The 14938-nt window shown below is 43.3% G+C and carries 12 protein-coding genes; 9 read left to right on the top strand and 3 right to left on the bottom strand.

The genetic code is table 11. The annotated features are described in order from the left end of the window. Positions 1-281: 281 nt before the first annotated feature. Together gltB and J3L18_RS05005 are read left to right on the top strand one after the other, a co-directional pair. Positions 282-4799, top strand: coding sequence for a glutamate synthase large subunit (gene gltB, locus J3L18_RS05010; RefSeq protein ID WP_129569777.1), 4518 nt, complete (start codon positions 282-284; stop codon positions 4797-4799). A gap of 3 nt (positions 4800-4802) precedes the next feature. Beyond that, complete coding sequence (locus J3L18_RS05005) at positions 4803-6281, top strand: glutamate synthase subunit beta (protein ID WP_129569776.1); 1479 nt, start codon at positions 4803-4805, stop codon at positions 6279-6281. A gap of 117 nt (positions 6282-6398) precedes the next feature. On the opposite strand, the gene J3L18_RS05000 is transcribed toward J3L18_RS05005, so the two are convergent. After that, complete coding sequence (locus J3L18_RS05000; RefSeq protein ID WP_129569775.1) at positions 6399-6824, bottom strand: SRPBCC family protein; 426 nt, start codon at positions 6822-6824, stop codon at positions 6399-6401. Continuing rightward, a complete protein-coding gene (locus J3L18_RS04995) occupies positions 6821-7159 on the bottom strand; it encodes an ArsR/SmtB family transcription factor (RefSeq protein WP_129569774.1) in 339 nt (112 codons plus the stop codon). Before J3L18_RS04995 ends, J3L18_RS05000 begins: the two co-directional genes overlap by 4 nt. A 331-nt stretch (positions 7160-7490) precedes the next feature. Between J3L18_RS04995 and J3L18_RS04990 the strand changes: the two genes are divergently transcribed. Beyond that, entirely contained in the window at positions 7491-7784 is a 294-nt protein-coding gene (locus tag J3L18_RS04990) for a hypothetical protein (protein WP_129569773.1), read from the top strand. A 7-nt stretch (positions 7785-7791) separates the two neighbouring features. Here J3L18_RS04990 and J3L18_RS04985 read toward each other — a convergent pair whose 3' ends face one another. Continuing rightward, positions 7792-8259: a CYTH domain-containing protein gene (locus tag J3L18_RS04985; RefSeq protein WP_091162366.1), complete on the bottom strand. Its 468-nt coding sequence runs from the start codon at positions 8257-8259 to the stop codon at positions 7792-7794. 96 nt (positions 8260-8355) lie between these two features. On the opposite strand from J3L18_RS04985, the gene J3L18_RS04980 reads away from it, so the two are divergent. The 6 genes from J3L18_RS04980 to J3L18_RS04955 all read left to right on the top strand — a co-directional run bounded on the left by J3L18_RS04980 (position 8356) and on the right by J3L18_RS04955 (position 14786). Continuing rightward, positions 8356-9297 (top strand): hypothetical protein, encoded by a 942-nt coding sequence (locus J3L18_RS04980; RefSeq protein WP_129569772.1) that lies wholly within the window; start codon positions 8356-8358, stop codon positions 9295-9297. A gap of 73 nt (positions 9298-9370) precedes the next feature. Continuing rightward, a complete protein-coding gene (locus tag J3L18_RS04975) occupies positions 9371-9889 on the top strand; it encodes a hypothetical protein (RefSeq protein WP_129569771.1) in 519 nt (172 codons plus the stop codon). 119 nt (positions 9890-10008) lie between these two features. Continuing rightward, positions 10009-10311 (top strand): hypothetical protein, encoded by a 303-nt coding sequence (locus tag J3L18_RS04970; protein ID WP_129569770.1) that lies wholly within the window; start codon positions 10009-10011, stop codon positions 10309-10311. Positions 10312-10386: 75 nt separating this feature from the next. Next, positions 10387-11328 (top strand): hypothetical protein, encoded by a 942-nt coding sequence (locus tag J3L18_RS04965; RefSeq protein ID WP_129569769.1) that lies wholly within the window; start codon positions 10387-10389, stop codon positions 11326-11328. 158 nt (positions 11329-11486) lie between these two features. Beyond that, positions 11487-14210 (top strand): carboxypeptidase regulatory-like domain-containing protein, encoded by a 2724-nt coding sequence (locus tag J3L18_RS04960; RefSeq protein WP_129569768.1) that lies wholly within the window; start codon positions 11487-11489, stop codon positions 14208-14210. A gap of 171 nt (positions 14211-14381) precedes the next feature. Further along, positions 14382-14786 carry a DUF1761 domain-containing protein gene (locus tag J3L18_RS04955; RefSeq protein ID WP_091162357.1) on the top strand — a complete coding sequence of 135 codons (405 nt, stop codon included), beginning with the start codon at positions 14382-14384 and terminating at the stop codon, positions 14784-14786. Positions 14787-14938 lie beyond the last annotated feature (152 nt).

Here is a 14938-nt window from a genome sequence, read left to right as displayed (position 1 = left end):
CACAAAATTTAATTTGGTTATAGCTAAAAAGTCAGCTTTAATAAATGTATTGCACAAGTTTGGTATAACTTTATATTGATTCTAAATAATTTTTTTCGTACTTTCATTTTGTACATCATAATATTTATCTCTTTTTGTTGAGATAATGTTAAATAATTATGATTTAAATAATTGATTTTTTAGAAATCTTTAAAAATTACCGTAAATTTTATAATTTATTTGAGTTTTGGTAACTTCGTGGTTACACCCCTTATAAAATTGTAAACGGTTTAATTTAAACAATGGATCAAACTGATAGCCACCAGGGTCTTTACAGACCGGAATTTGAACACGATTCGTGCGGAACGGGATTTATAGCCAATATCAACGGTCATAAAACCAACCAAATTATTGATAACGCGTTAACCATGCTCGAAAACATGGAACACCGCGGTGCGTGCGGATGCGACCCCGAGAGCGGGGACGGTGCGGGTATTTTAATACAATTGCCCCATGAGTTTTTAATGGAAGAATGCTCAAACCTTGAGATCAGCCTGCCGGAACCTGGCGAGTATGGTGTAGGTATGATATTTTTACCTAAAGATTCGGCCCAGAAAAAGGCCTGCCGTACCATTATTAACAATGCTATTGAAAAATTAGGTTTACATAAGCTGGGCGAGCGTAAGCTTACCGTTGATTCATCAGTTATTGGTGAAACAGCCCGCCAGGCCGAGCCTGACATTGAGCAAATTTATATTGCAAGGCCACATCATATTACCAACGCCGATGATTTTGAACGCAAATTATTCGTACTCCGCAGGTATATCAACAAAACCATTACTGAAACGGTAGCCGGCGCTTCTGATAATTTTTATTTTACATCGTTAAGCTGTAAAACAATTATTTACAAAGGGCAGCTTACTACCTACCAACTGCGTAAATACTATTCAGATCTTTCCGATCCGCGTATTGCATCAGGCTTTGCCATGATCCACTCGCGTTTCTCTACCAATACTTTCCCTTCATGGAAACTGGCCCAGCCATTCCGCTTAATTGCGCATAACGGCGAGATCAATACTCTTACAGGTAACTTAAACTGGTTTTATGCCGGCCTGAAATCATACGCTTCGTCATACTTTACTGCCGAAGAAATGGACATGTTGTTGCCGGTGATCGATAACAACCAGTCGGATTCTGCCTGTCTGGATAATATCATTGAAATATTGTTGCACTCCGGCCGTTCATTGCCACATGTAATGATGATGCTAGTACCTGAAGCATGGGATGGCAACGAAGCCATGGATCCGCTTAAAAAAGCTTTCTATGAGTTCCACGCTACCCTGATGGAGCCATGGGATGGTCCTGCCGCTATTACCTTTACCGATGGTAAACTGGTAGGTGCCCTGCTTGACCGTAACGGCTTACGCCCGCTACGTTTCGTGATCACCAATGATGGTCGTGTAATAGCTGCTTCTGAAGCAGGTACGTTAACTATCGACGAAAGCACTGTTTTACGCAAAGGCCGCTTACAGCCTGGTAAAATGTTATTGATCGATACTGAAAAAGGCCGCATCATCACCGATGAAGAGATCAAGCAACAAATTGCATCACAACAGCCATATGGCCGTTGGTTAGAGAATTATAAAATTAACCTGAGCGAGCTTTCAGAACCGCGCCTGGCTTTCGCCAACCTGTCTGAAGCCTCTGTATACCGTTACCAGCAGGTATTCGGCTACAGCCGCGAGGATATCGATACCATCATTAAACCGATGGCCCTTGATGGCAAAGAGCCTGTAGGTTCAATGGGAACCGATGTGCCTTTGGCTATCCTTTCGGATAAACCTCAGCACCTGTCAAGCTATTTCAAACAATTCTTCGCACAGGTAACCAACCCGCCAATCGACCCGATCCGTGAGCGTTTGGTGATGAGCCTTGCTACCTTTATCGGCAACAATGGCAACCTGCTTGATGAGGATAAAATGCATTGTCATTGCGTGGTATTGAAACACCCGATATTGAAAAACCACCAGTTAGAAAAACTGCGCAGTATCGATACCGGCCTGTTCCACGCTAAAACACTGCAAACATACTTTAAGGCTGATGGCCTGCCTGGTTCACTGGAAAAAGGCATTGCACGCCTTTGCCGCTATGCTGAAGATGCTGTTGATGACGGCTTTGAGGTATTGATCCTTTCGGATCGTGCGGTTGATTCTGAGCATGCCCCTATTCCTACCCTGCTGGCTGTATCAGCAGTACACCACCATTTGATCCGCAAAGGTCGCCGTGGCGCTGTTGGCCTGGTTGTTGAAACCGGCGATGCCTGGGAAGTACACCACTTTGCCTGCTTACTGGCCTTTGGTGCTACAGCTATCAACCCGTACCTGGCGCTTTCAACTATTGAAACCCTTAAAGATAATGGCAGCCTTGAAACCAGCTACGATATCAAAAAGCTGCGGAATAACTACGTTAAATCTATTAACGATGGCTTGTTGAAGATCTTCTCGAAAATGGGGATCTCAACCTTACAGTCATACCACGGCGCGCAGGTATTCGAGATCCTTGGTTTGAACAAAACCGTTGTTGACAAATACTTCCACGGTGCAGTTACCCGCATAGGCGGTTTAGGCCTCGATGAAATTGCCCGTGAAGCACTTTGCAAACACAAAATGGGCTTTGAAGCTAAAGGAGCTGACAACCTGTTACCTGAAGGTGGTATCTACCAGTGGAAACGCCGAGGCGAAGCCCACTTGTTTAATCCTACTACCGTTCACCTGTTACAGCACGCCACACGTACTAATAGCTACGAGGTATATAAAAACTATGCTAAGGTGGTTAACGAGCAAACTGAAAAGCACTTCACCATCCGTGGTTTACTTGATTTTGCCCACCACCGCGAATCAATCAGCATTGATGAGGTTGAACCTGCGGAAAGCATCATGAAGCGTTTTGCTACAGGTGCCATGTCATTCGGCTCTATCTCGCACGAGGCGCACAGCACCATGGCTATTGCCATGAACCGCATTGGCGGCAAAAGTAATACTGGTGAAGGAGGCGAAGACGAGATGCGTTACGACAAGTTGCCAAACGGCGATTCGTTACGTTCTGCCATTAAACAGGTGGCATCAGGCCGTTTTGGGGTAACTTCAAACTACCTTACCAACGCCGATGAGTTGCAAATTAAAATGGCACAGGGTGCAAAACCAGGCGAAGGCGGTCAGCTGCCGGGCCACAAGGTTGACGACTGGATCGCTAAAACCCGTCACTCTACCCCGGGTGTAGGTTTGATCTCGCCTCCGCCGCACCACGATATTTACTCTATCGAAGATTTGGCACAGCTTATCTTCGATCTTAAAAATGCTAACCGCGCTGCCCGTATCAACGTTAAGCTGGTATCAAAAGCCGGTGTAGGTACTATTGCAGCCGGTGTTGCCAAAGCACACGCCGATGTGATCCTGATTGCCGGCTACGATGGTGGTACAGGCGCATCGCCAATAAGCTCTATCAAACATGCTGGTTTACCATGGGAGCTTGGTTTAACCGAAGCTCACCAAACACTGGTACGTAATAAACTGCGCAGCCGTGTGGTACTACAAACAGACGGTCAGCTGAAAACTGGTCGCGATTTGGCAATCGCAGCCCTGATGGGCGCCGAAGAATGGGGTGTGGCTACTGCTGCCCTTGTTGCAGGCGGTTGTATCATGATGCGTAAATGCCATCTGAACACCTGCCCTGTTGGTGTGGCAACACAAGATCCTGAATTACGTAAATTATTCTCGGGCAAGCCTGAACACGTTGTTAACCTGTTCCGCTTTATGGCTGAGGAGTTACGCGAGATCATGGCCGAGCTTGGTTTCCGTACTATTCATGAAATGGTTGGCCGCGTGCAGTTCCTGAAAGTGAAAGATAACCTGCAAAGCTGGAAAGCCAAAAAGATTGACTTGAGCGGCATCCTGCACCCGGTTACCAACACCAAAGGCATGACCTTGTACAACAGTGAATCACAGGATCATGGCATGGCCAATATCCTTGACTGGAAACTATGGGAAGCTGCGAAGCCTGCTATTGAAGATAAAACCCCGGTATTTGCTTCGTTTGATGTGATCAACGTTGACCGCACTATCGGCACCTTGTTATCTAACGAGATTTCTAAAGTTTATGGTTCGGCTGGTTTACCTGACAATACCGTTAACTTCAAATTCAAAGGTTCGGCTGGTCAAAGTTTTGCAGCATTCACCACTAAAGGTGTTTCTTTCGAGCTGGAAGGCGAAGCTAACGACTATGTAGGTAAAGGTCTTTCGGGCGCTCAGATAGCCGTTTATCCGGCAGCTAACGCAACCTTCGTACCTGAAGATAATATCATCATTGGTAACGTAGCCCTTTATGGTGCTACATCGGGCGAGTTGTTTGTAGGCGGCATGGCCGGCGAGCGTTTCGCGGTACGTAACTCTGGCGCTACCACTGTTGTTGAAGGTATCGGCGACCACGGCTGCGAGTACATGACCGGTGGTCGTGCGCTTATCCTTGGTAATACAGGCCGCAACTTTGCAGCCGGTATGAGCGGAGGTATAGCATGGGTTTACAATCCTGAAGGTACGTTTGCAGAAAACTGCAATACCGAAATGGTTGACCTTGATCCGCTAAGTGTACAAGACGAAGAGCAGATCCTCACCCTGCTGCGTAAACACATCACCTTAACCGGCAGCAAGCTGGCGCAAAAGATACTAAACAACTGGAATGAAGCATCAACCCAGTTTGTGAAAGTATTCCCGAGAGAGTATAAAAAAGTATTAGAGAAATTACAATATCAAACCATAGGCTAAGAAATGGGAAAACCTACAGGATTTCAGGAGTTTAATCGCGAACTTCCATCAAAAGTTCCGGCTGCTGAACGCGTTAAGAACTATAACGAATTTGTGAATTTATATACTGAAGAGAAGCTTAACCAGCAATCGGCAAGGTGTATGAATTGCGGTATCCCTTTCTGCCATTCGGGATGCCCCCTTGGTAATATCATTCCTGAGTTTAACGACGCCGTGTATCGTAAAAACTGGGAAGAAGCTTACCATATATTATCATCAACTAATAACTTCCCTGAGTTTACAGGCCGTATCTGCCCTGCCCCATGCGAATCTGCATGCGTGTTAGGCATCAACAAACCGCCTGTTGCTATTGAGGAAATTGAGCGCCATATCATCGAGATCGCTTACGAGAAAAACCTTGTAAAACCAACTTCACCGCTTGTTAAAACGGGCAAAAAGGTAGCCGTTGTAGGTTCGGGACCTGCGGGTCTTGCTGCAGCGGCCCAACTGGTGAAAGTTGGCCACACCGTTACCGTTTACGAACGTGATGACCGTGCAGGTGGTTTATTACGCTATGGCATCCCCGATTTTAAACTGGAAAAATGGGTTGTTGAGCGCCGCGTTGAAGTAATGGAAAAAGATGGCGTTGTATTTAAATACAACAGCGAGGTTGGTGTAAACGTAGCCGCTGATGAACTGGTACGTAACAACGATGCCGTGATTTTAGCAGGCGGTTCAACTATTCCGCGTAACCTTAACATTCCGGGCCGTGAGTTAAAAGGCATCCATTTTGCAATGGATTTCCTGAAACAGCAAAACAAACGTGTTAGCAATATTGAGGTTACTGCCGAAGATATTATAGCTACAGGTAAAGATGTAGTGGTAATTGGCGGTGGTGATACCGGGTCGGACTGTGTGGGTACTTCAAACCGTCAGGGTGCTGCATCAATCAAACAATTTGAGGTGATGTTCCAGCCGCCGGCTCAGCGTACACAGCATATGCCATGGCCTACTTACCCAATGGTACTGAAAACTACCAGCTCGCACGAGGAAGGTGCCGACCGTTTCTGGGGTGTTAATACTTTAGAGTTTTTAGGCGATGAAGAAGGTAACCTGCGTGCCCTGAGAGTAGTTGATGTTGAATGGGAACAGGATTTTATGGGTCGACCGGTAAAATTCCATATAGTTGAAGGTTCGGAGCGTGAAATCCCTTGTCAGCGTGTATTCCTGGCTATGGGTTTCTTACATCCACAGCATGATACTTTCATCAGCCAGCTTGGCGTTGAAATTGACGACCGTAAAAACGTTAAAGCCAAAGAAGGTGTTTACCGTACCAACGTAAGCAAAGTGTTTACAGCAGGCGATATGCGCCGCGGACAATCACTGGTGGTTTGGGCTATATCTGAAGGCCGCGAAGCTGCCCGCAAGGTTGACGAGTTTTTAATGGGCCACTCTCTGCTGGAAAGTAAAGACGCTGTTAACCAGTTCGACCAGGTGTTTTAATGTTAGAGATTGGAGGTTTGAGATTAGAGGTTAGTTATTTTTAACTTACAAAGTAGATATCTCCTTATCATATTGTTTTAATTATGAAGCCGGGCGTTTGCCCGGCTTTGTTGTTTTTTACTTTTCCAGATACTCTTTAAGCGAAATACCTATAATATGTGTCCAGCCAGCAACAAAATTTTCTTTTTTGAAGGAATCCAACGGCGGGAAAGTTTCCAGGCCACTATGGGTGAGGATTAATTTGGTACCATTCCCTTCAGGAAAAAGTTCCCATGTAACTTCCGAGTCGCCTTCATAGCCATCATATCGCCAGGTATAAGCAATGGTTTTGCCCTCAACAACTTTAGTTACCCGGCACAGGTGACGGTATTGAAAATTATCCTTATCTCCCGCCGTAAATTCAAATTCAAATCCTACCTCGGGTTTAAATTCGGCAAGGTCAAAATACCATTCTTTCATTTTTTCTTTAACGGTAATGGCTTCCCATACCATTTGAATGGGCGCCGAATAAACACGTTCAATTACAAATGGTTGTGTGCTCATAGTTTGCTGTTTTTATAGTTATCTGTATTTTGTTCGTCGGTTAAAAAAGCGTCGAGGGCATCCAGCTTCTGCGTCCAGAACCGGCGGTATTGCTCTGCCCAGTCTGTAACTTGCTTTAACTGTTTCAAATCGGCATGGCAATAGCGTTCCCTCCCCTGTTGCTTAATAATGAGCAAACCGCATTCGGTTAATATTTTTATGTGTTTGGATACGGCCGGCCGGCTGATATCAAAATTATAGGCCACGGAATTAAGGTTCATTTGCCGGCTGGCCAGCAGGTTAATGATCTCACGGCGGGTTGGGTCGGCGATGGCCTGGAAAACATCTCTTCGCATAGTAACAGAACGGAAACATGAAACCGTTCGGTTACAAATATAAATGAAACCATTTGGTTACGCAATATCTATTTTAATTTTCTTAAAAAGACGCAACACGCACCTACAGGGTGCTACTTTACTTACAACATACTTATTTACAAGCATATGCAATACACCCCTATCCTCAAATCATTTCATTATTCGCCAAATAAGCGATATGGTTAGCAAGCGGCAGCGCCTATACCATAGGTAATTTTACGTAGTGAAAATTGGGTGATTATACCTATTTCGGGGTATTGCTTTTTACCATATTTTTATCCCACCTGAATGTTTAATGCAATTTAATACAATGGCAGTACGTATAGTATCTATAAAAACCGACAGCGCACCGCACGATAACCCGTATGTGGCCATCGACTCACTTGAATGGATCAACGAGCGGATCAATGTAAAAGGCCTCACCGAAAGGTCGAAACTTTATGACTGGATAAAACATGAGGATGGTGAGGCTTACATTATTGATGACAAAGGCAATAAAACCAGCTTGATCCCTGCTCTTTGTCCCAAGGGCAACAAGTATGTTAAGACCGTTTACGACGAATCGAAACCCGACTATCTGCTCGGCTTACCTGAATGCGCCTGAAAAGTTGCTACCAGTTTTTAAAAGGATAAATGCTCAACCTGGCATTATAATACCGATCATCGCCGGTTACCTCAGTTGTTACCCATGGCGGCAGTTCAAACTCTTCATCCTCGCTGCCAAGTTCAATTTCGGCCATCAGTAAGCCCTGGTTATCGCCTAAAAATTCGTCAACTTCCCAAAGTTTACCGGCATAAGTAATGCGGTAGCGGTATTTTTCCAACTCGGAAGTGGCAAAATTATCAAGCAACTGAACGCCATCGGTTGCGGGAATAGTGTATTCAAACTCGCTCCGGCTAAAACCTGCTGTACTCCCTTTTATAGTGATATATGCTTCTGTATCAGTAACCCGCACCCTAATTGTTTTCTTTTCATCACTAAAAATGTACCCCTGCCTGAAATGCATTGCCTCAGGCTTTGTTACCAGCTGCCATTTCTCCTGATCTACCAAAAATTTACGTTCTATTTCAATTGCCATCAGCTTATATCAGATTTACTTACAATCTGCAATTTTAGCATTATTTAACATTTGGGCGTTGGTAAATATCATATATTTATAATATATCGAACCTATATGCTAATTGCTAAACCTTTTACAAATTTAACCTGCATTGTATTGACTTTGTTTTGCCTTGGCTGTAAACACCGCAACATTGTTAAACATGACGGCGAAAAAGATCTGATCTCATTTGAACCTGTCTTTGGCATCAGCTATACCGAAATTGCGCGGCGTTCACAAAACGGGCTATCATTTAACCATTTTGGTTACCAGTTAGAACCGGAATGGAAAATGCGATTTGTTTCAAATGATTCTACCAGTATCTATAGCCCAACAAAAAAGCAGTTCATCAATTTCCCCCTTACCCGTGGTTATGACTCTATTTTTAATACAGCCCGCACCTGGCTCAAAGTTAAAACCATGACAAAAGACAGCATGATCATTGAATTGCTCAAAGCCTATGCAGATTCGGTTGATACGCGCGGCGCTAAAGTTTACATGGTTTTTTATGCGGATAAGTATATAAACAATGCACTTCATGGCGATTTAAGCAAATGCAAAAGCCCGAGTAAAAAAGACTCTGTTTACATACAATCATTAACCAATGCAGCCAATAAAGATTTCACCAAAGCATTTTCCGCAAGACAACCTGTTGAACTCGAAAGCAAAAGTCCGCATGTTACTTTTAGTAAACGCCATACAGAGCCAACCATGCTTAACAACTTCGACACTTCTTATGATTATATGAACCCCGAGTTTGATATTACCATCGATAAAGCCTACAGCAATTTTTACTATTCATTCTCCATGTTTATTGATCCGGCAGGGCAAATACATTATGGAAAACCCCTTACGGTATTTACGGAAAAAAGCTACGAGGAAAATTATATTCACCTCTCTACAGCGGTAATGAACAGTTACCTTAAATACTACCTGAACTTTATTCCCGGTAAAACACTTGGTATAGTGCATACCAGCGAGATAGCCGTTCATGTTACAGGAAACCGGGGCGTGTAGATTTAAGTCACGGGGTTATGTAACCTCCTCATTTTAGCGTTCATAATACGTCATATATTTAACAAATACCTATATGATAACTAACAAACCTATAGCAAAATTAACCTGCATCGTTTTGGCTTTGCTTTGCATGGGCTGCAAACAACGTAACATTGTTAAACACAATGGCGAAAAAGACCTGATTTCCTTTAAACCTGTATTGGGTATCAGCTATACAGAGATAGCGCGCAGATCAGATAACGGGCTATCATTCAATAACTCAGGTTATCAATTAGAGCCGCAATGGAAAATGCAATTCGTTTCCAATGATTCAGCCAGTATTTATAGTCCGGCTAAAAAACAATTCATCAATTTTCCGCTTACCCGCGGATATGATTCTGTTTTTAATACCGCCCGCACCTGGTTAAAAGTTAAAACCATGACTAAGGATAGCGTGATCATCGAAATGCTTAAAGCCAGCGGCGATTCGGTTGATACCCGCGGCGCAAAGGTTTATATGGTTTTTTATGCCGATAATTATATTAAAAACACACTTCATGGCGATTTGAGCAAATGTAAAAGCCCAAACCGTAAAGACTCGATATATATATAAAGCGATTAGCCGACGTTGCCAACAAAAACATTGAAAAAGCCTTTGCAGCGCGGCAACCGGTCGAGCTTAGCAGCAGCAGCAACCGGATAAAAATAAAAAAACTCCATACAGAGCCAACTATGCTCAACAATTTTAATCCATCCGACTATATGCGACCCGAGTTTGACATTACCATTAATAAAGCCTATGCAAACTTTTACTATTCGTTCTCAATTTTTGTTGACCCCGTGGGGCGGATGCATTATGGTAAACCCCTACGGGTATTTTTCGAAGAAACTCAAAGGGTAAGCAATACCCATCTTTCAAAAGCCGTAATGGAGACTTACCTCAAGTTTTATCTTGATGTAAAGCCGGGCAGTACGCTTGGCATTGTGCATACCAGCGAGATTGCAGTAAACGTTACCGGCAAAAGTGGCTTGTAATGATATCGGTCCATTTTTTAGCCATTTATCAAATTATCTATATCTTTAGCAGCAATGCTACTTATCAATTTTAAAATGTTAAAAACGGCAGCATTTGGGCTGCTCTTCATTATATCTGCCTTTATTTCAGGTTGCGGCAGCGGTCCTTCAGGTAAAAAGAAAAGAGAGCTGATCTCCTTTAAACCTTACAATGGCATCAACTACTCCGAAGTATCCAGGCGTCAAAAAAACGGTCTTTCGTTTAACGAATACGGTTATCAACTGGAGCCACAATGGAAGCTAAAATTTGTTTCAGACGATTCGATAAGCATTTTCAGTCCAACAAAAAATGCATTTATTAATTTCCCGCTAACACGTGGCTATGATTCAATCTTCAACGCAGCGCGCTCATGGTTAAAGATAAGGCAAATCAATAAAGACAGTATCACCATGGAGATCCTGATCCAGAAAGGTGATTCACTTGATGTTAAAGGCACCAAGGTGTTCATGCGATTTTTTGCTGATAATTATGTAAAAAACGTTTTGCACACCGATACCAGTACATTAAGAAGGCCAAGCCATGCCGATACTGTATTCATCCGTTCGCTTGCCGCTAAAGCAACCGCAGATTATGCCAAGGCTTTTGCAGCCAGACAGCCGGCTATTATAACCAGCAAAAGCCCGCTGGTAACAGTGTCTCGCCGCACTACCAAACCGGACATACTTAATAATTTCGACAACTCTGATGACTACCTCGACCCTACTTACGACATTGTGATCAAAAATGCCTATAAGGATTTCTATTTTTCCTTCACCATGTATGTTGATGATAAGGGCAAGTTGTACTACGGCGCCCCGCTTGTTGGATTTAACGGCGACCAGGAAAGAGAGGCTGATTATATCCATACCTCAAAAGCGGTTGTGGACAGCTACTTTAAATTTTACCTTAATGTAAAGCCTGGTACTACCCTGGGCATCATCCACTCAAGCATGGTCTCGGTACATGTTGAGGGCAAGGCCAAAACTGCAGCCAAGTAACAATTGTGCTATTTTGTACAAGCGTATAGCTTTTAGCGTTTAACTTTCGCAAGCGGCTAAAAAAAGCATTTGTAAAAAAGTGTTAAATAAACACTCGCTAAAAATGCAATACGGCTAAATGTTTATATTAGCCCCTGTTACTTCTTTAACTTATATTGATGATCATACGTCGATTTTTACTCCTATTATGCCTGTTAACCGCATTTGGCGCATCTGTTTTTGCCCAGCAGGATAGCATCCCTCTAACAACCATAATCGAAAAAACAAGCAAGTTTATCAGCAGCTACCCTATCGAGAAAGTTTACCTGCATACAGATAAACCTTATTACGCTGTTGGTGATACCATTTGGTTTAAAGCCTATGTAACCATTGAAAAGCGCCAGCCATCAGCACTAAGCCGTATAGTATATGTCGACCTGATTAACAACCGCGATTCCGTAGTTGAGAGTCAGCGCATTGCAGTTACAAACGGTTTTGCAAGTGGTAACATTGTGCTTAACGGAGATACTTATAAACAGGGAGCTTACCGCCTGCGAAGCTACACCAACTGGATGCGTAATTTTGACCCGGATTATTTTTATGACCATACTTTTAGTGTTGGCAATGCCATAGATAACCAGGTACGCACCAACATCACTTATAAAAGTTCAAGCAAAAGAACAGGCGTTAAAGTTGATGCCACCATCCTTTACAAAGGGCCGGACAACAGTCCGTATGCCAACAAAAAAGTAAACTGGCAACTGATGAAAAACGGCGACCCCGTAAGCAAAGGCCACGGCGTTACAGACGATAAAGGCGTATTGCAGGTTGACCTGCCCGAAAGCCAGGCCGATGTAATTACCGGCGGTATCCTGGTTACATCCATTGACGTTGGCGACCGTAAAACTATCAGCAGCAGCTTTTCTATGCGTACAGCCGTTAAAGGCTATGATGTGCAGTTTTTTCCGGAAGGAGGGCAGCTAACCAACGGGATCCGCACTAAAGTTGCTTTTAAGGCTATAGCCTCAAGCGGACTGGGCGTAGATGTTAAAGGAACCATTGTTGATGATAAAGGCGCTGAGGTTGCCCAGATCAGCAGTGCTCATTTAGGAATGGGCATCTTCGCTATCACTCCTGACATCGAAAGATCGTACAAAGCAAACATTACTTTCCCCGATGGATCACAGGCTACCTATAATTTGCCTCGCGTACAATCAATGGGAATAAATATTGCCGTTTACAACAATGATCCAACCAATCTCACTGTAAAAATATCGGCTAACGATTTGTTTTTTCAGCGCAAACAAAACAAAAGTTTTTACCTGGTAGCGCAAAGCGGCGGTGTTATTTACTATGCAGCACAGACTGTACTACAAAGCACGGTTTATTCGGCCAATATCCCTAAAAGTAAATTCCCCTCAGGTATTGTGCAGGTAACACTGTTTTCATCGGGCGGATATGCTCTGTGCGAACGGATTGTGTTTATTCAGCATAACGACCAGATGAACCTGGCCCTTAAAACTGATAAACCATCATACACTACAAGGGGCAACGTTAAGATCACTGTATCGGCAAAAAACAATACAACCCCGGCCGAAGGCAGCTTTTCGGTAGCTGTTGTTGATGATGGTACAGTACCGTCAAATGAAGATGCAGAATCAACCATATTGAGTAATATGCTGCTCACCTCCGATCTGAAAGGGTACATCGAAAAACCGAACTATTACTTCAATAAACCCGATGATGAAAAACTGGCCAACCTGGATATTTTGATGCTTACCCAGGGTTACCGTCGTTTTGATTATGAGGATATACTGGCCGACAAAAATCCGCCTATATACCTTATGCCGGAGCAAGGCATTGACATAACAGGAACATTGAGGACCAATGCAGGTCTCCCTGTAGCCAAAGGCAGCTTAAGGTTGCTGATTCCAGATAAAAACTTTTCGGCAGAAACAATTACCGATATGTCGGGCAATTTTAAATTCTCAAACGTGAATGTGCCGGATACATCAAAAATTACACTGAGTGCCCGCAACAATCCTAACGGACGCAACATGGTCATATCGGTTAATGGCGAAGCTTATCAAAAACTGAGCAAAAACAACAACATCCCCGATGAGATCCTGAACATTGACAGTACTTTCCGCCCTTATTTACAAAACAGCTATAAGCAATATCAAAGCTCACGTACCATAAAAGAAGTTGTTGTAAAATCAACCAAGATCGTAAAAAAAGCCAGTCATGCTGATTATGGCACGTTCTCAGGTTTACCTATGCAGGCCGATCATGAAGTATCTGCACAGCAATTACAGGGCTGCCCTTTGTTGTTAAACTGTTTATCAACCATGGCAATGGGCCTTACCTATATCGACAACAATTTTTACGTTACCCGCGATTACAATGCCGGTGGCCGCACCCCGGTGCAGGTATATGTAGGCAGCCTGCCTGTTGATGCCAACTTTTTATCGAGCATCCCATCGAGCGAGGTTGAATCTGTAGAGATCTTTTTAAATGATGGGGTAAGCGGCATCAACCGTAGTACGCAAACCAAGGGTGTACTGGTGATTAACAAAAAGGTTGTTAAAAAACAAAAGATAACACTTGCACAATTACAGGAACTTATCCCCAAACAAAATGTGATCACTTTTGCAGTGCAAGGCTATACCAAGGCCAAAGAGTTTTACTCGCCTAAATATGATGTAACCAAAGCAGGCACGCTTGGCGGCGATTTACGTAATACTATTTATTGGAAACCTAACGTAATTACCGATAAAGCAACCGGCACTGCAACCATCAGCTTCTTTAACAGCGATCAGCGCGGCTCATACCGTGCTATAATTGAAGGGATTGACGCCGAAGGCAATATAGGCCGAAGTGTGATACATTATAACGTAAAATAAGATACAACCCCGGTTATTATAAATGGAAAACCCTGATCGCTTAAGCAGCAATCAGGGTTTTCCATTTATACCTATTCAGTGTTTTTTTTAAAAGCTTTAAGCCTTGTGCATTCAGCTTTTACCTATTAATAGTTTATATTAGTACAACCAATTAATTTAAACATTATCATCATGAATTTTCAACTTATCAACTGGCTGGCCGTTATGGTTGCAGCATTATCCGCGTTTTTAGTTGGCGGTATCTGGTACTCTCCTGCCCTGTTTGCCAATGCATGGATGGCAGATAATAAACTAACCAGTGCCGAATTACAGGCTTCCAACAAAGGCAGGGCCTTTGGCTTTACAGCATTCTTTTCTATCATTATGGCTGTAAACCTTGCTATGTTTTTGGCCGATGCAAAAACCGATCTTGCCTGGGGAGCTACAGCAGGTTTCCTTGCCGGTATCTGGACATTCTGCGCTATTGCAATCCACAGCCTTTTTGAACTCAAAAGCTGGCGGCTTATATTTATAAACGGCGGTTACAGCGTAGTATCCCTAACCCTGATGGGATTGATATTAGGTGCCTGGAGATAGGATGATTATTCATTAATAGAAAACGAATTTATGCGAATTACACAGATAGTCATCGAGCTTTAATTTGTGTAATTCGTTCACAAATGACATTGATGTTATACATTCCATGAACAATACTGGTGCTTTTTAGTTGAACTTTACAGTAGTCAAAC

This window comes from Mucilaginibacter gossypii (assembly GCF_017569325.2).
Taxonomy (GTDB): domain Bacteria; phylum Bacteroidota; class Bacteroidia; order Sphingobacteriales; family Sphingobacteriaceae; genus Mucilaginibacter; species Mucilaginibacter gossypii.
Note: the sequence above shows the minus strand (reverse complement) of the source record. Positions and strands in the feature narration are given on the sequence as shown.